Annotated in this window: 15 protein-coding genes, 1 tRNA gene and 2 rRNA genes; 14 read left to right on the top strand and 4 right to left on the bottom strand. The window is 52.4% G+C overall.

Annotated elements, in window-relative coordinates; translation table 11 throughout:
* Positions 1-3: 3 nt before the first annotated feature.
* The 11 genes from acuI (at position 4) to fis (ending at position 10,065) form a co-directional block, all read left to right on the top strand.
* Positions 4-978, top strand: coding sequence for an acrylyl-CoA reductase (NADPH) (acuI, locus tag K2184_RS27500; RefSeq protein WP_004106258.1), 975 nt, complete (start codon positions 4-6; stop codon positions 976-978).
* Positions 979-1,056: 78 nt separating this feature from the next.
* Entirely contained in the window at positions 1,057-2,058 is a 1,002-nt protein-coding gene (msrP, locus tag K2184_RS27495) for a protein-methionine-sulfoxide reductase catalytic subunit MsrP (RefSeq protein ID WP_004106261.1), read from the top strand.
* Entirely contained in the window at positions 2,058-2,657 is a 600-nt protein-coding gene (gene msrQ / locus K2184_RS27490; RefSeq protein WP_004106263.1) for a protein-methionine-sulfoxide reductase heme-binding subunit MsrQ, read from the top strand. The genes msrP and msrQ overlap by 1 nt, the downstream gene beginning before the upstream one ends.
* 393 nt (positions 2,658-3,050) lie before the next feature.
* Complete coding sequence (gene accB / locus K2184_RS27485) at positions 3,051-3,524, top strand: acetyl-CoA carboxylase biotin carboxyl carrier protein (protein WP_004106265.1); 474 nt, start codon at positions 3,051-3,053, stop codon at positions 3,522-3,524.
* Positions 3,525-3,534: 10 nt separating this feature from the next.
* The gene (gene accC, locus K2184_RS27480; RefSeq protein WP_163524808.1) at positions 3,535-4,884 is read left to right on the top strand and encodes an acetyl-CoA carboxylase biotin carboxylase subunit; all 1,350 of its coding nucleotides are present in this window, start codon (positions 3,535-3,537) and stop codon (positions 4,882-4,884) included.
* Positions 4,885-4,994: 110 nt separating this feature from the next.
* Entirely contained in the window at positions 4,995-5,237 is a 243-nt protein-coding gene (locus tag K2184_RS27475; protein WP_004106269.1) for a YhdT family protein, read from the top strand.
* Positions 5,227-6,678: a sodium/pantothenate symporter gene (panF, locus tag K2184_RS27470; protein ID WP_064371336.1), complete on the top strand. Its 1,452-nt coding sequence runs from the start codon at positions 5,227-5,229 to the stop codon at positions 6,676-6,678. The genes K2184_RS27475 and panF overlap by 11 nt, the downstream gene beginning before the upstream one ends.
* An 11-nt stretch (positions 6,679-6,689) precedes the next feature.
* Positions 6,690-7,571: a 50S ribosomal protein L11 methyltransferase gene (prmA, locus tag K2184_RS27465; RefSeq protein ID WP_004115921.1), complete on the top strand. Its 882-nt coding sequence runs from the start codon at positions 6,690-6,692 to the stop codon at positions 7,569-7,571.
* A 138-nt stretch (positions 7,572-7,709) separates the two neighbouring features.
* Entirely contained in the window at positions 7,710-8,450 is a 741-nt protein-coding gene (locus K2184_RS27460) for a carbonic anhydrase (RefSeq protein WP_064371337.1), read from the top strand.
* Between the two features lie 328 nt (positions 8,451-8,778).
* A complete protein-coding gene (dusB, locus tag K2184_RS27455) occupies positions 8,779-9,744 on the top strand; it encodes a tRNA dihydrouridine synthase DusB (RefSeq protein ID WP_017145334.1) in 966 nt (321 codons plus the stop codon).
* Positions 9,745-9,768: 24 nt separating this feature from the next.
* Positions 9,769-10,065, top strand: coding sequence for a DNA-binding transcriptional regulator Fis (gene fis / locus K2184_RS27450; protein ID WP_000462905.1), 297 nt, complete (start codon positions 9,769-9,771; stop codon positions 10,063-10,065).
* Positions 10,066-10,138: 73 nt separating this feature from the next.
* Here fis and envR read toward each other — a convergent pair whose 3' ends face one another.
* Positions 10,139-10,780, bottom strand: a complete 642-nt coding sequence (gene envR, locus K2184_RS27445; protein ID WP_023321697.1) for an acrEF/envCD operon transcriptional regulator — start codon at positions 10,778-10,780, stop codon at positions 10,139-10,141.
* Positions 10,781-11,158: 378 nt separating this feature from the next.
* Here envR and K2184_RS27440 point away from each other — a divergent pair, with 378 nt between their 5' ends.
* The 3 genes from K2184_RS27440 to K2184_RS27430 all read left to right on the top strand — a co-directional run bounded on the left by K2184_RS27440 (position 11,159) and on the right by K2184_RS27430 (position 15,925).
* A complete protein-coding gene (locus K2184_RS27440; RefSeq protein ID WP_196557186.1) occupies positions 11,159-12,298 on the top strand; it encodes an efflux RND transporter periplasmic adaptor subunit in 1,140 nt (379 codons plus the stop codon).
* A 13-nt stretch (positions 12,299-12,311) separates the two neighbouring features.
* Positions 12,312-15,422, top strand: coding sequence for an efflux RND transporter permease subunit (locus K2184_RS27435; protein ID WP_163524813.1), 3,111 nt, complete (start codon positions 12,312-12,314; stop codon positions 15,420-15,422).
* Between the two features lie 281 nt (positions 15,423-15,703).
* The gene (locus tag K2184_RS27430) at positions 15,704-15,925 is read left to right on the top strand and encodes a membrane protein (RefSeq protein ID WP_004106283.1); all 222 of its coding nucleotides are present in this window, start codon (positions 15,704-15,706) and stop codon (positions 15,923-15,925) included.
* Between the two features lie 234 nt (positions 15,926-16,159).
* Here the strand turns inward: K2184_RS27430 and rrf (K2184_RS27425) are convergent.
* The 3 genes from rrf (K2184_RS27425) to rrf (K2184_RS27415) all read right to left on the bottom strand — a co-directional run bounded on the left by rrf (K2184_RS27425) (position 16,160) and on the right by rrf (K2184_RS27415) (position 16,518).
* A 5S ribosomal RNA gene (gene rrf / locus K2184_RS27425) occupies positions 16,160-16,275 on the bottom strand.
* Positions 16,276-16,313: 38 nt separating this feature from the next.
* A tRNA-Thr gene (locus tag K2184_RS27420) sits at positions 16,314-16,389 on the bottom strand.
* Positions 16,390-16,403: 14 nt separating this feature from the next.
* A 5S ribosomal RNA gene (gene rrf / locus K2184_RS27415) occupies positions 16,404-16,518 on the bottom strand.

Below are 16,518 nucleotides of genomic sequence, written 5' to 3'. Positions count from 1 at the left end.
AGCATGCAGGCTTTAATCTTAGAACAGCAGGATGGCAAAACTCTCTCTTCGGTGCAAACCATTGACGCCAGCCAGCTGCCGCAGGGCGATGTGACAGTGGATATCGAGTGGTCCAGCCTTAACTATAAAGATGCGCTGGCGATCACCGGTAAAGGAAAAATCATCCGCAACTTTCCGATGATTCCTGGCATCGATTTTGCCGGTTCGGTCCACAGCAGCGAAGATCCTCGCTTTCATGCGGGCCAGCAGGTGCTGCTCACCGGATGGGGCGTTGGCGAAAACCACTGGGGCGGTCTGGCGGAACGCGCTCGCGTTAAAGGCGACTGGCTGGTAGCAATGCCTCAAGGACTGAATGGGCGTAAAGCCATGACCATTGGTACCGCGGGCTTCACCGCCATGCTGTGCGTGATGGCGCTGGAAGATGCCGGAATTCGTCCTGAAGATGGCGAAATTGTAGTTACCGGGGCCAGCGGCGGCGTCGGCAGCACCGCAGTCGCTTTGCTGCATCAGCTGGGGTACAAGGTAGCGGCGGTTTCCGGGCGCGAAAGCACCCATGAATATTTGAAAGCCCTCGGCGCGCAGCGCATCCTTGGCCGAGATGAGTTCGCCGAAACCCGCCCGCTGGAAAAGCAGCTGTGGGCCGGCGCTGTTGACACGGTTGGCGATAAAGTACTGGCAAAAGTACTGGCGCAAATGAACTACGGCGGCTGCGTTGCAGCCTGCGGCCTCGCTGGCGGATTTGCGCTGCCGACCACCGTGATGCCGTTTATTCTGCGCAATGTACGCCTGCAGGGCGTTGACTCGGTGATGACCCCGCCCGCCCGCCGGGCTGAAGCCTGGCAAAGGCTGGTTCGCGATCTGCCGGAATCGTTCTATGCGCACAGCGCAACCGAAATCACCCTCGCCGAAGCCCCTGAGTTTGCTGAAAAGATTATGACCAATAAGATTCAGGGCCGCACGCTGGTTAAAATCGCCTAATCTGCAATTTTTCGTGACATATTCGCAATAACGCCTCGCCTCCGTCATGCTTAGAAAAAACGCATGACGGAGGATGCTATGAAACCCAAAAAACTGACAGAAGCCGACGTTACGGCAGAATCCGTTTTTATGCTGCAACGTCGCCAGGTCCTGAAAATGCTGGGCATCAGCGCGACCGCCCTTTCCCTTACCCCCTCCGCGCAAGCCGATCTGTTGGATTGGTTTAAAGGCAACGATCGCCCGCCGGCCCCGGCGGGCAAAGCGCTAACGTTCGAAAAACCGGCGCAATGGCAAAATAACCTGCCGCTCACGCCGGAGGATAAAGTTGCTGGTTACAACAACTTTTATGAGTTCGGTCTGGATAAAGCCGATCCGGCGGCGAATGCCGGCAGCCTGCGCACCGATCCCTGGACGCTGACGATCGGTGGCGAAGTGGCAAAACCGCTCACGCTCGATCATGACGACCTGACCAGCCGATTCCCGCTGGAAGAACGAATTTATCGAATGCGCTGCGTAGAAGCCTGGTCGATGGTGGTTCCGTGGGTCGGTTTCCCGCTCCATAAGCTGCTGTCGCTGGTCGAACCCACCAGCAATGCTCGCTACGTTGCATTTAAAACGCTTTATGCTCCTGAGCAGATGCCGGGTCAAAAGGACCGTTTTATCGGCGGCGGTCTGGCGTATCCCTACGTTGAAGGACTGCGGCTCGATGAAGCAATGCATCCTCTGACGCTGCTCAGCGTGGGCGTGTATGGCAAGGCGCTGCCCCCGCAGAACGGTGCGCCGGTTCGGCTCACCGTGCCCTGGAAGTACGGCTTCAAAGGGATTAAGTCCATCGTCAGTATTGAGCTCACCCGTGAGCGTCCGCCCACCACCTGGAATCTGGCCGGGCCCGAAGAGTATGGCTTCTACGCCAACGTTAATCCGCATGTCGATCATCCCCGCTGGTCGCAGGCGACTGAGCGTTTTATCGGCGCCGGCGGCGTACTCGACGTTAAACGCCAGCCAACGCTGCTGTTCAACGGCTATGCCGAAGAAGTGGCGTCGCTCTATCGGGGCCTGAATTTGCGGGAGAACTACTAGTGCGCCTGAATGTAAAGCAGATAACCTGGCTGAAAGTGCTTCTCCATCTGGCTGGCTTTTTGCCCGTTGTCTGGCTGTTCTGGGCCGGGCAGCAGGGCTATTTCAGCGCCGACCCGGCAAAGGATATTCAGCACTTTACCGGTAGGATGGCTCTTAAATTCCTGCTGGCTACCTTGCTTGTTTCGCCGCTGGCGCGCTACGCTAAACAGCCGTTATTGATACGCACCCGGCGCTTACTTGGCTTATGGTGCTTTGCCTGGGCAACGCTGCATTTAACCAGCTATACGCTGCTCGAACTCGGGATTAACAATCTGGCGCTTTTGGGTTCAGAAGTTATCAGCAGGCCTTACCTGACGCTGGGTTTACTCAGCTGGCTGATTCTGCTGGCGCTGGCGGCGACCTCCACCCAGGCGATGCAGCGGAAATTAGGCCGCCGTTGGCAAACATTGCATAACTTCGTCTATGTTGTCGCGATCCTTGCGCCGATTCACTACCTGTGGTCAGTGAAGATTTTATCCCCGCAGCCGATCATTTATGCGCTGCTGGCACTGCTGCTTTTAGCATGGCGATACAAGAAGTTTCGCCAGTGGTGGCGCTGATTCCGGATATGTGCAGTTTCCCGCAGTTCTTTTATCAACCGCCCCACTTTACACGATAGCGGTTGATAATCTTCCCTGATAAGACCAGTATTTAGCTGCCAAATGCTACGAAATCGTTATAATGTGCGACTTTGGTTTTCCTTACGGGCTTTTTGAGTCCCGAAAAGGTGACAATCGCGTATCGAAGGTATATTTTGTTTTTTACCCGAGAATGGCAGAAGATGGCCGCATGTTGGCCGGTAAGTTTCGCTTTTTGCTTTCGGGCAGCCGGAGCGTAACCTGTCGACTTATGCCCAATGGCGGCGTCATGAATCAGCAGTAATTCATATGCTTTACAGACGGTGCTAACACGCCTGTCACAATCACACTAAACAAAGAGTACGGAACCCACTCATGGATATTCGTAAGATTAAAAAACTGATCGAGCTGGTTGAAGAATCAGGTATCTCCGAACTGGAAATTTCTGAAGGCGAAGAGTCGGTACGCATTAGCCGTGCCGCGCCAAACGCAGGTTTCCCGGTGATGCAACAGGCTTATGCCGCACCGATGATGCAGCAACAGCCGGCTCTGTCTAACGCAGTCGCAACTGCGGCCACTCCAGCAATGGAAGCCCCTGCGGCAGCGGAAATCAGTGGTCACATCGTACGTTCCCCAATGGTTGGTACTTTCTACCGCACCCCGAGCCCGGACGCGAAAGCCTTCATCGAAATCGGTCAGAAAGTTAACGCGGGCGATACCCTGTGCATCGTTGAAGCCATGAAAATGATGAACCAGATCGAAGCCGATAAATCCGGCGTGGTGAAAGCCATTCTGGTCGAAAGTGGTCAACCGGTAGAATTTGACGAGCCACTGGTCGTCATCGAATAACGAGGCGAACATGCTGGATAAAATTGTTATCGCCAACCGCGGCGAGATTGCATTGCGTATCCTGCGTGCCTGTAAAGAACTGGGCATCAAGACCGTTGCTGTGCACTCAACGGCGGATCGCGATTTAAAACACGTATTGTTAGCGGATGAGACGGTCTGTATTGGCCCGGCTCCGTCCGTAAAAAGTTACCTCAATATCCCGGCTATCATTAGCGCAGCTGAAATCACCGGCGCGGTGGCTATTCACCCGGGTTATGGTTTTCTGTCCGAAAACGCTAACTTCGCTGAGCAGGTTGAGCGTTCCGGCTTTATCTTTATCGGTCCGAAAGCAGACACTATCCGCCTGATGGGCGACAAAGTCTCTGCCATTACCGCAATGAAGAAAGCGGGCGTTCCAACCGTACCGGGCTCTGACGGCCCGCTGGGTGAAGATATGGACGTTAACCGCGCCCATGCCAAACGCATTGGCTACCCGGTGATTATCAAAGCCTCCGGCGGCGGCGGCGGTCGCGGTATGCGCGTCGTGCGCAGCGATGCTGAGCTGGCTCAATCCATCTCCATGACCAAAGCGGAAGCAAAAGCCGCTTTTAACAACGACATGGTGTATATGGAGAAATACCTGGAGAATCCTCGCCACATCGAGATCCAGGTACTGGCTGACGGTCAGGGCAACGCTATCTATCTGGCTGAGCGCGACTGCTCCATGCAGCGTCGTCACCAGAAGGTCGTCGAAGAGGCACCGGCGCCGGGCATTACTCCGGAACTGCGTCGCTATATCGGCGAGCGTTGCTCCAAAGCGTGCGTCGATATCGGCTATCGCGGGGCGGGTACTTTTGAGTTCCTGTTCGAAAACGGCGAGTTCTATTTCATCGAAATGAACACCCGTATTCAGGTAGAACACCCGGTAACCGAGATGATCACCGGCGTCGATCTGATTAAAGAACAGCTGCGCATCGCTGCTGGTCAGCCGCTGTCCATCAAGCAGGAAGAAGTTATGGTTAAAGGCCATGCGGTGGAATGCCGTATCAACGCCGAAGACCCGAACACCTTCCTGCCGAGCCCGGGTAAAATTACCCGCTTCCACGCGCCGGGCGGTTTTGGCGTACGCTGGGAGTCTCATATCTACGCAGGCTACACCGTACCTCCGTACTATGACTCAATGATCGGCAAGCTGATCTGCTATGGTGAAAACCGTGATGTCGCGATTGCCCGCATGAAAAATGCGCTGCAGGAGCTGATTATCGATGGCATCAAAACCAACATAGATCTGCAGATCCGCATCATGAACGACGAACATTTCCAGAATGGTGGCACCAATATCCACTATCTGGAGAAAAAACTCGGATTGCAGGAGAAGTAATTCTCTTACTGCTGCAAAAGGCCGGATAATCCGGCCTTTTTTCTTTTTCTCTCCTCTCCGCTTTTCCATGCGGTACAATCCCCGCTTTCTTCATCCTCAAGGGACAAAAAATGGACAAACGTTTTGTTCAGGCCCATAAAGAGGCGCGCTGGGCGCTGTGGCTAACCCTTCTTTATCTTGCGGCCTGGCTGGCTGCCGCCTATTTGCCGGGCGTCGGTATTGGCATAACCGGCCTGCCGCACTGGTTTGAAATGGCCTGCCTGCTGGTACCGCTGGTGTTTATCCTGCTGTGCTGGGCAATGGTAAAACTGATTTATCGCGATATTCCTCTGGAGGATGACGATGCAGCTTGAAGTCATACTGCCGCTTGTCGCCTACCTGCTGGTGGTGTTTGCTCTCTCCATCTATGCGATGCGTAAGCGCGTAACGGGTTCCTTCCTGAACGAATATTTCCTCGGTAGCCGCTCGATGGGCGGCATTGTATTAGCCATGACGCTTACGGCTACCTATATCAGCGCAAGCTCGTTTATAGGCGGCCCCGGCGCGGCCTATAAATATGGTCTCGGCTGGGTACTGCTGGCGATGATCCAGCTTCCTGCTATCTGGCTCTCGCTGGGAATTTTGGGTAAGAAATTCGCCATTCTGGCGCGACGTTATAATGCCGTAACGCTGAACGATATGCTCTTTGCCCGCTATCAAAGCCGCCTGCTGGTCTGGCTCGCGAGCCTGAGCCTACTGGTTGCTTTTGTTGGGGCAATGACGGTGCAGTTCATCGGCGGGGCGCGCCTGCTGGAAACCGCGGCGGGCATCCCCTACGAAACCGGCCTGCTGATTTTTGGCGTCAGTATCGCACTTTATACCGCGTTCGGCGGTTTTCGTGCCAGCGTCCTCAATGACACCCTCCAGGGGATGGTAATGCTGATAGGAACGATTGTTCTGCTGGTTGGCGTCGTGCATGCGGCTGGCGGGCTACATAATGCGGTAGAAACGCTGCAAACTATCGATCCTAAGCTGGTCTCTCCGCAGGGGGCTGATGATATTCTTTCTCCCACCTTTATGACCTCTTTTTGGGTGCTGGTCTGCTTCGGGGTGATTGGCCTTCCGCACACCGCCGTTCGCTGCATCTCCTATAAAGACAGCAAAGCGGTTCACCGGGGAATTATCATTGGCACAGTAGTCGTCGCGATCCTGATGTTTGGTATGCACCTTGCTGGAGCGCTCGGCCGCGCGGTGATCCCGGATCTGACGGTGCCGGATCTGGTCATCCCTACCCTCATGGTGAAAGTATTGCCGCCATTTGCCGCCGGGATCTTCCTCGCTGCGCCAATGGCCGCCATTATGTCGACGATCAACGCTCAACTGCTGCAAAGTTCCGCTACGATCATTAAAGATCTGTATCTGAATCTGCGCCCCGAGCAGATAACAAATGAAACCCGGTTGAAGCGGATGTCGGCAACGATCACCCTGCTGTTGGGCGCTTTACTGCTGCTGGCAGCCTGGCGTCCGCCTGAGATGATTATCTGGCTCAACCTGCTGGCGTTCGGCGGCCTGGAGGCCGTGTTCTTATGGCCGCTGGTGCTGGGCCTGTACTGGGAACGAGCGAACGCGAAAGGCGCATTGAGCGCGATGATCGTCGGCGGCGTACTCTATGCCATACTCGCCACTTTTAATCTTCAGTACCTGGGCTTCCATCCGATAGTGCCCTCGTTACTGTTAAGTTTATTGGCTTTCCTGGTCGGAAACCGCTTCGGAACCTCCGCCCCGCAAGCCGCCGTATTGACTATTGATAAATAAAGAGTTTTGCCATGCCATGGATCCAACTGAAACTGAACACTACCGGCGCGAACGCGGAAGAACTGAGCGATGCGCTGATGGAAGCGGGTTCCGTTTCCATTACTTTCCAGGATACGCACGACACGCCGGTATTCGAACCTCTGCCGGGCGAGACCCGTCTGTGGGGCGATACTGATGTTATCGGCCTGTTTGACGCTGAAACAGACATGCAAGAAGTGGTCGCGATTCTGGAGCAGCATCCGCTGCTGGGCGCCGGTTTCGTGCATAAAATCGAACAACTGGAAGATAAAGACTGGGAGCGCGAATGGATGGATAACTTCCACCCTATGTGCTTCGGTAAACGCCTGTGGATCTGCCCGAGCTGGCGGGATGTGCCGGATGAAAACGCCGTTAACGTGATGCTCGATCCGGGCCTGGCGTTTGGTACCGGTACGCATCCCACAACGGCAATGTGCCTCGAATGGCTGGATGGACTCGATCTCGCAGGCAAAACGATCATCGATTTTGGCTGCGGCTCAGGCATTCTGGCCATTGCGGCCTTAAAGCTGGGCGCAGCGAAAGCGATTGGTATTGATATCGATCCGCAGGCGATTCAGGCCAGCCGCGATAACGCCGAGCGCAACGGGGTCTCTGAACGTCTGGAACTGTATCTGCCTAAAGATCAGCCAGAGGCGATGAAAGCCGATGTCGTGGTCGCAAACATTCTGGCTGGCCCATTACGCGAGCTAGCCCCGCTTATCAGCGTGCTGCCGGTTACAGGCGGTCTGCTGGGGCTTTCCGGCATCCTTGCCAGCCAGGCGGAAAGCGTTTGTGAGGCATACGCCGACCTCTTTAATCTCGATCCCGTCGTGGAGAAAGAGGAGTGGTGCCGGATTACCGGTATTAAAAAGTAATCTCTCCTTGTGGCCTCATCGCAGGCCACAAATTTTCGCGTTTTCTGTACAAAATCATTCGCCCAATAAGAATAAGATGATGCGGTAACATATTGTAGTTACCAATAAAATCATCAACTTATTCATTGGACGAATTATATGAAAACATCTTTAGGCAAGGCGGCATTGTTGGTGTTAAGCATGATGCCCATTACGGTTTTTGCTTCCCATTGGGGCTATGAAGGCGAAGGTTCGCCGGAGCACTGGGGAGCGCTCAGTGAAGAGTACAAAACCTGCCAGAGCGGCATGAACCAATCTCCCATCAACATCGATACCACGTTCAAAGCGCACCTGTCATCGTTGGAAACCCACTATATTGATGGCCCAATTACGCTCATCAACAATGGTCACACCATTCAGGCCGGGTTAAAAACTACCACAGCGGACACCATTACAATTGACGGTACGCCATTTACCCTTCAGCAGTTCCATTTCCATGCCCCGAGCGAAAATACCGTTCACGGTAAGCACTATGCGATGGAGATGCACCTGGTCCATACCAACGCTCAAGGAGCCATCACTGTCGTAGCGGTGATGTTTGACCAGGGGGCGGAAAATAGTGAGCTGAACAAACTGTGGGCCACTATGCCGGAAAAAGCGGAGCAGAATGCGAAGATCAGCACGCAAATGGACCTCAACGCCCTGCTTCCTGCGGACAAGACATACTGGCGATTCAGCGGCTCTCTGACTACTCCGCCCTGCTCTGAAGGGGTAACCTGGATTGTCCTTAAGCATCCGCTAACGTTGTCTGCCGCGCAGCTGGCAAAATTTAGCCACACCATGCATCACGATAATAATCGTCCGGTGCAGCCGCTGAATGGTCGCGTCGTCATTGAGTAAACATCAGATACGCTTCACGATCATGTTCTGAAATGAGAGCTAACTCACATAAAGCCAAGATAATTTGCTGATTAATTCAGCAGATTATCTTGTCCACACCCCAGGCCGGGAAGAAAAAATGAGAAGTTATGCAAAAATATATGTGTAGATAAATTCATCACATATTTTTAATGCAATGATTTATAAAGCTAATTATTCATGAGCGCCGACCTGGACGGCGATTCTTTGATCCACCTCAGTGGATTGCTCAAAGTTTGGCCTTTCATCTCGTGCAAAAAATGCGTAATATACGCCGCCTTGCAGTCACAGTATGGTCATTTCTTAACTCATGCGCATCGGACACTACCAGCTCAGAAATCGACTTATCGCAGCGCCTATGGCTGGCATTACTGACAGACCATTCCGGACGCTGTGTTACGAGATGGGAGCAGGGTTGACCGTATCCGAGATGATGTCCTCCAACCCGCAGGTCTGGGAGAGCGACAAGTCCCGCTTACGGATGGTGCACGTTGATGAGCCCGGTATTCGTACCGTGCAAATCGCCGGCAGCGTGCCGGAAGAGATGGCTGCAGCCGCCCGTATTAACGTGGAAAGCGGCGCCCAAGTTATTGATATCAATATGGGGTGTCCGGCTAAAAAAGTGAATCGTAAGCTTGCAGGTTCAGCCCTCTTGCAGTACCCCGACCAGGTGAAGTCGATCCTGACGGCGGTCGTCAAAGCAGTGGACGTTCCCGTAACTCTCAAGATTCGCACCGGTTGGGAACCGGAACACCGTAACTGTGTAGAAATTGCCCAACTGGCTGAAGAATGTGGCATTCAGGCTCTGACTATTCACGGACGCACCCGCGCCTGCTTGTTTAACGGAGACGCTGAGTACGACAGTATTCGGGCAGTTAAGCAGAAAGTTTCCATTCCGGTTATCGCGAATGGCGACATTACTGACCCGCTTAAAGCCAGAGCCGTACTCGACTATACGGGGGCTGATGCCCTTATGATAGGCCGTGCGGCTCAGGGAAGACCCTGGATCTTTCGGGAAATCCAGCACTATCTGGACACTGGAGAGCTGCTGCCCCCGCTGCCCCTGGCAGAGGTTAAGCGCTTGCTTTGTGCACACGTTCGGGAACTGCATGGCTTTTACGGCCACGCAAAAGGGTACCGAATCGCACGCAAACACGTATCCTGGTATCTGCAGGAACACGCTCCAGATGACCAGTTTCGGCGCACATTCAACGCCATAGAAGATTCCAGCGAACAGCTGGAGGCGTTGGAGGCATACTTCGAAAATTTTGCGTAATAGAAATAAAGAGCTGACAGAACTATGTTCGAACAACGCGTAAATTCTGACGTACTGACCGTTTCTACCGTTAACTCTCAGGATCAGGTAACTCAAAAGCCCCTGCGTGACTCGGTTAAACAGGCACTGAAGAACTATTTTGCTCAACTGAACGGTCAGGATGTTAATGACCTGTATGAGCTGGTACTGGCTGAAGTAGAACAGCCCCTGTTGGACATGGTGATGCAATACACCCGCGGTAACCAGACCCGTGCTGCCCTGATGATGGGCATCAACCGTGGTACTCTGCGTAAAAAGCTGAAAAAATACGGCATGAACTGATACTAATCAGTTAAGTGTTTGATATAAAAGGCGCTCTTCGGCATGGGGAAGCGCCTTTTTTATTGCATCCGTTTTAATGATTGACTATCGCCTGTAGCCCGCGGGTTCCGCAAAGGACCGACATAATATTATCAACCAAAGCGGGAGCCTGATGATACAGGTCGAATTTTCCGGGCTCTACGAGCCAGTTTTTAATAATACCGACAAATGCGCTATGTAATACAATTAATGAAATTTCAACGTTGGTTTCCTCTGGTAATAATCCGTTACGAATGCACAGCTGTAAAACACTGCGAATAATGGGATAGCTAAAACCAATTTTTTTGCGAATCTCAGCCTCGGATATCATCTCGCTGGAAAACTCACACTTCTGATACAGAATTTGCATTAGCGCACGTTGACGGGGATTAATGGCGATATATTGCAGACCGATAATAAATTTTTCTCGTAGCCTGCTGAGCGGGTCCTGAGCGTGTGAAGAGGTAAATTCATGTTTAAGCAGATCACGTAACGGAAGCTGCTGTTGCCACATTTCATTAAAGAGTTCCGCTTTGCTGGAAAAGTGCCAGTAGACTGCTCCCCGCGTCACGCCAGCAGCATCAGCGATATCGGCTAACGTTGTACCGGTCACGCCGCGTAGGGCAAACTGTTGAATGGCTGACTCAATCAAAAGCTGCCGCGTCTTTAACGCATCTTCTTTCGTTCTTCTAGGCATACGGTGCTCCGCTCTACGCCAGATTAAGAGTGTGGGAAATAAGTGAATACGTATAAACCTAACATCTGACAATGAATATTGTTTAGCAAAAATACAGATAAGTTAAATCTCAAGTGAAATGCAAATAAATACACCACAAGAATAATTAAAAGAAATTTATTCACCGATTAAATATCAGTGTAAGCAAATTTTAAATTGAGATCATTCTCAAAACATAATCACCGATATTTTGTTTTTGCGTGCCTTGCTGATGGCTAAAAAATAACTATTTCTTACATCCACCGTTTTTTATTTGTAGGATACCAAACCGCATTTTAATTCATTATTTCTTGCACAGATTCGTGGCCAAGCCTGGCTCAAAATCTATAAGGAACAGCAATGACACGTCACGTCAGGGTTACACTTTTATCCAGCCTCATCATCCCGGCCCTCCTGCTCAGCGGCTGTGATGATTCAGGCGATCGGCAACCGCATGCGCAGATACCTCAGGTCTCCGTTTATGTGGTGAACAGCGCGCCGCTGTCCGTGACCACGGAGCTACCTGGCCGGACATCAGCTTACCGCGTAGCGGAAGTTCGCCCGCAGGTTAGCGGCATTATCCTGCATCGTAACTTTGTCGAAGGTAGCGATGTCGCCGCTGGACAGTCTCTCTATCAAATCGATCCGGCGACCTATCAGGCAGCTTATAACAGCGCAAAGGGGGATGAAGCGAAAGCAGAGGCCGCAGCGGCTATCGCCCATTTAACGGTCAAACGTTATGCGCCTCTTCTCGGCACAAAATATATCAGCCAGCAGGAATACGATCAGGCAGTAGCGACTGCCCGCCAGGCGGATGCCGATGTTATCGCAACAAAAGCCGCCGTTGAAAGCGCGCGCATTGATTTGGCGTACACCAAAGTGACTTCACCTATCGGCGGTCGCATCGGCAAATCCAGCGTAACCGAAGGCGCACTGGTGACAAATGGTCAGGCTGATGCAATGGCGACGGTACAGCAGCTCGATCCTATTTATGTTGATGTTACCGAATCCAGTAATGATTTCATGCGCCTGAAGCAGGAGAGTCTGCAGCAGGGCAGTGGCACTAAAAGCGTGCAGCTGATTATGGAAAACGGTCAACCTTATGCGCTGCGGGGCACTTTGCAGTTCTCCGATGTTACGGTAGATGAGAGCACCGGCTCTATTACGCTGCGCGCGATCTTCCCCAACCCACAGCATGCTCTGCTGCCAGGAATGTTTGTTCGCGCTCGCATCAACGAAGGTATTTCACCAGACGCTATTCTCGTTCCTCAGCAGGGGGTAACCCGTACGCCGCGCGGCGATGCCAGCGTGATGCTCGTCAATGACAAAAACCAGGTTGAAACGCGGCCAGTCACCGCCTCGCAGGCAATTGGCGATAAGTGGTTAATTACGAGCGGTCTGAAAGCCGGTGAAAAGGTCATCGTCAGCGGTCTGCAGAAAGTGCGTCCCGGCGTCACGGTGAAGGCCGAAGAGGATACCGCGACGACTGTCGCGCAATAAGGTAAGAATCCCTATGTCTAAGTTTTTTATCCATCGCCCGGTTTTCGCCTGGGTGCTGGCAATCATCATGATGATTGCCGGCGGCCTCGCGATCATGCAGCTCCCGATAGCACAATACCCGACCATCGCACCGCCTGCGGTCGCTATCTCCGCCACCTACCCTGGCGCGGATGCCCAAACCGTACAGGATACGGTGACTCAGGTTATCGAACAGAACATGAACGGTATTGATAACCTGATGTATATGTCCTCAACCAGCGATTCCGCCGGCGGCGTGACCATTACGCTGACCTTTACCTCGGGTACGGATCCGGATATTGCGCAAGTTCAGGTACAGAATAAACTCCAGCTGGCAACGCCGCTACTGCCTCAGGAAGTACAGCAGCAGGGGATTAGCGTCGAGAAATCAAGCAGTAGCTTCTTAATGGTCGCTGGTTTCATCTCCGATAACCCCAGCACCACTCAGGATGATATCTCTGACTATGTGGCCTCGAACGTCAAAGATACTATCAGCCGCCTTAACGGCGTGGGTGATGTACAGCTCTTCGGCGCACAGTATGCAATGCGCATCTGGCTGGATGGAAACCTGCTGAATAAGTACAATTTGACGCCTGTTGACGTCATTAACCAGCTTAAAATCCAAAACGATCAGATTGCTGCAGGGCAGCTTGGCGGCACTCCGGCCCTTAAAGGCCAGCAGCTAAATGCATCCATCATTGCCCAGACGCGATTGAAGGACCCCGCAGAATTTGGCAAAGTAACTCTGCGAGTGAACGCCGACGGGTCAGTCGTGCATCTGAAAGATGTGGCACGCATTGAGCTGGGCGGAGAAAACTATAACGTCGTCGCAAGAATCAATGGCAAGCCAGCTTCAGGCCTGGGAATTAAACTTGCGACCGGCGCTAATGCCCTTGATACCGCCGCGGCGATAAAAGCGAAGCTTGCCGAACTGCAGCCGTACTTCCCACAGGGGATGAAGGTCGTCTATCCTTACGACACCACGCCGTTTGTGAAAATCTCTATCCACGAGGTGGTGAAGACGCTATTTGAAGCCATCATCCTCGTCTTCCTTGTGATGTATCTGTTCTTACAGAATATCCGGGCTACTCTGATCCCCACTATCGCGGTTCCGGTCGTTCTGCTTGGCACCTTTGCCGTGCTGGCAACATTCGGTTACTCCATCAATACGCTAACGATGTTTGGCATGGTGCTGGCAATAGGCCTGCTGGTCGACGATGCTATCGTGGTAGTGGAAAACGTCGAACGCGTGATGGTAGAAGAGAAGCTCTCCCCAAAAGAGGCGACGGAAAAATCGATGTCGCAAATCCAGGGGGCATTGGTGGGTATTGCCATGGTGCTATCGGCGGTGTTTGTCCCCATGGCCTTCTTTGGCGGCTCTACGGGGGCGATTTATCGGCAGTTTTCTATCACCATCGTCTCCGCGATGGCGCTGTCCGTACTGGTGGCGCTGATCCTGACCCCAGCGCTTTGTGCCACCTTACTGAAACCCGCATCAGCCGATCATCATGAGAAAAAAGGATTTTTTGGCTGGTTTAATGCGAAATTCGATCGTAGCGTAAATCACTACACCAACAGCGTGAGTGGGATCCTGCGCTGTACCGGGCGCTATCTAATCATCTATTTGCTAATCGTTGTGGGTATGGCGGTATTGTTTATGCGCCTGCCCACCTCTTTCTTGCCGGATGAGGATCAGGGGGTATTTATGACCATGATCCAGCTCCCTTCAGGCGCAACGCAGGAACGCACGCAGAAGGTTCTTGATACGGTTACCGATTACTATCTGCATAAAGAGAAGGCGAACGTTGAAAGCGTCTTTACCGTTAACGGCTTTAGCTTTAGCGGCCAGGGCCAAAACTCCGGTATGGCGTTTGTCAGCCTGAATCCATGGGAAGAGCGCAGCGGCGCAGAGAATGGCGTTGAGGCAATCATCAAACGGGCTACCGTTGCCTTTAGTCAGATTAAAGATGCTATGGTCTTTCCTTTCAACCTGCCGGCAATTATCGAGCTGGGTACGGCTACCGGTTTTGATTTTGAGCTTATCGATCAGGGTAACCTGGGCCATAGCGCATTAACCCAGGCCCGTAATCAACTTCTGGGTATGGTGAGAGAATACCCTGACCAGCTGGTACGCGTTCGCCCCAACGGGCTCGAAGACACGCCGCAATTCAAGCTTGATGTCGATCAGGAGAAAGCTCAGGCTCTGGGTATTTCGCTATCCGATATCAATGAGACCATTTCCGCGGCGCTAGGGGGCTACTACGTTAACGACTTTATTGACCATGGACGCGTGAAAAAAGTCTACGTTCAGGCCGATGCTAAATTCCGTATGCTGCCGAGCGATATCAATAATATGTACGTTCGCAGCGCGAACGGCGAGATGGTCCCGTTCTCCGCATTCGTGACCTCGCGCTGGGTTTATGGTTCACCGCGCCTGGAGCGCTACAATGGTTTACCCTCTATGGAAGTTTTGGGGGAAGCGGCACCGGGGAAAAGTACCGGTGATGCGATGATTTTAATGGAACAGCTAGCCAGCAAGCTTCCTGCCGGTATTGGTTACGACTGGACGGGAATGTCCTATCAAGAACGTTTATCGGGTAATCAGGCGCCAGCCCTGTATGCCATTTCGCTGATTGTCGTCTTTCTGTGTCTTGCGGCGCTTTATGAAAGCTGGTCGATTCCCTTCTCTGTCATGCTCGTCGTACCATTAGGCGTTGTTGGAGCATTACTCGCGGCGTCGTTACGCGGGCTTAATAATGACGTTTATTTCCAGGTAGGTTTATTAACCACTATTGGCCTCTCTGCGAAAAACGCGATTCTTATCGTTGAGTTTGCCAAAGACCTGATGGATAAAGAAGGCAAGGGCATTATCGAAGCCACACTGGAAGCATCCCGTATGCGTCTACGTCCTATCCTGATGACTTCCCTTGCTTTTATTTTGGGTGTTCTGCCTCTGGTTATTAGCCATGGCGCAGGCAGCGGAGCTCAAAATGCAGTAGGTACCGGAGTTATGGGCGGAATGTTGACGGCAACATTGCTGGCTATATTCTTTGTCCCGGTCTTCTTTGTGGTAGTAAGGCGGCGCTTTACCAGGCACATAGACTAAATATTCTTTCCAGGGCACCCATCCGGTGCCTTTTTTCTTGCCTGAAAAATAAATACCTATCTCACTGATATTAAATATATTTATTATTCTTTAACCTACCCTCGCCCCGCAACCCACATTATTTACTCATAATCATCTGTCTTTCTTAATAATATTTACGTTAGTCATAAATTGAGATTATTTACTCTGGCGGCCAACTATATTTCTGATGATAAAATAAGCTGTTCCGTATGTACGTGGGTTCGCCACTACAGCGAAGCGGATTATTTAGAGGTAACATCATGAACAAATTTATTATAGTGGCATTGCTGGCTACGCTACTTGCCGGCTGTGCACATGACTCTCCGTGCGTACCGGTTTATGACTCTGAAGGTAGACTCGTCCATACCAATACTTGTGTGAAAGGAACAACTCAGGATAACTGGGAAACCGCTGGCGCGATTGCCGGCGGCGCAGCCGCGGTAGCTGGCCTGACGCTCGGTATTGTAGCTTTAACCCGTTAACGCCTTCTCTTCTCTGCCATAAAAGGTACCGGAGGGTTATCCGGTACCGCTTCCCCGAAGGTAAGTTCCGCGATGCTTAACGGTATCACCCGCGACTAAAGGCCGGGCAAAGCCCCTCCCCTCAGATAACGTCAAACGGATAAATTGCCATTACCAGCCAGGAAAAAGGATATTTACGCAGGAGCGAAAACGCAAAAAGCCCATCCTGACGGATGGGCTTTTTACTTGTTTGATGCCTGGCAATGCCCTACTCTCACATGGGGAGACCCCACACTACCATCGGCGCTACGGCGTTTCACTTCTGAGTTCGGCATGGGGTCAGGTGGGACCACCGCGCTATCGTTGCCAGGCAAATTCTTTTCAAATCGCCGAACTTTAACCTAAAAACTGGTGCTGATACCCAGAGTCGAACTGGGGACCTCACCCTTACCAAGGGTGCGCTCTACCAACTGAGCCATATCAGCACACTTAATTTGATGCCTGGCAGTTCCCTACTCTCACATGGGGAGACCCCACACTACCATCGGCGCTACGGCGTTTCACTTCTGAGTTCGGCATGGGGTCAGGTGGGACCACCGCGCTAGTGCCGCCAG

Origin of the sequence: Klebsiella sp. K5-306 (assembly GCF_051835185.1) — a bacterium.
Lineage (GTDB): Bacteria > Pseudomonadota > Gammaproteobacteria > Enterobacterales > Enterobacteriaceae > Klebsiella > Klebsiella oxytoca.
The sequence above is the reverse complement of the archived record's forward strand: the minus strand, read 5'-3'. Positions and strand labels throughout refer to the sequence as shown.

Excerpts from the sequence above, each read along its gene's own strand:
- K2184_RS27475 (WP_004106269.1), top strand. The coding sequence starts at position 4,995 with ATGGACAAACGTTTTGTTCAGGCCCATAAAGAGGCGCGCTGGGCGCTG.
- prmA (WP_004115921.1), top strand. The coding sequence starts at position 6,690 with ATGCCATGGATCCAACTGAAACTGAACACTACCGGCGCGAACGCGGAA.
- panF (WP_064371336.1), top strand. The coding sequence starts at position 5,227 with ATGCAGCTTGAAGTCATACTGCCGCTTGTCGCCTACCTGCTGGTGGTG.
- msrP (WP_004106261.1), top strand. The coding sequence starts at position 1,057 with ATGAAACCCAAAAAACTGACAGAAGCCGACGTTACGGCAGAATCCGTT.
- K2184_RS27440 (WP_196557186.1), top strand. The coding sequence starts at position 11,159 with ATGACACGTCACGTCAGGGTTACACTTTTATCCAGCCTCATCATCCCG.
- dusB (WP_017145334.1), top strand. The coding sequence starts at position 8,779 with ATGCGCATCGGACACTACCAGCTCAGAAATCGACTTATCGCAGCGCCT.
- accB (WP_004106265.1), top strand. The coding sequence starts at position 3,051 with ATGGATATTCGTAAGATTAAAAAACTGATCGAGCTGGTTGAAGAATCA.
- accC (WP_163524808.1), top strand. The coding sequence starts at position 3,535 with ATGCTGGATAAAATTGTTATCGCCAACCGCGGCGAGATTGCATTGCGT.
- K2184_RS27430 (WP_004106283.1), top strand. The coding sequence starts at position 15,704 with ATGAACAAATTTATTATAGTGGCATTGCTGGCTACGCTACTTGCCGGC.
- envR (WP_023321697.1), bottom strand. The coding sequence starts at position 10,780 with ATGCCTAGAAGAACGAAAGAAGATGCGTTAAAGACGCGGCAGCTTTTG.
- K2184_RS27460 (WP_064371337.1), top strand. The coding sequence starts at position 7,710 with ATGAAAACATCTTTAGGCAAGGCGGCATTGTTGGTGTTAAGCATGATG.
- acuI (WP_004106258.1), top strand. The coding sequence starts at position 4 with ATGCAGGCTTTAATCTTAGAACAGCAGGATGGCAAAACTCTCTCTTCG.
- K2184_RS27435 (WP_163524813.1), top strand. The coding sequence starts at position 12,312 with ATGTCTAAGTTTTTTATCCATCGCCCGGTTTTCGCCTGGGTGCTGGCA.
- fis (WP_000462905.1), top strand. The coding sequence starts at position 9,769 with ATGTTCGAACAACGCGTAAATTCTGACGTACTGACCGTTTCTACCGTT.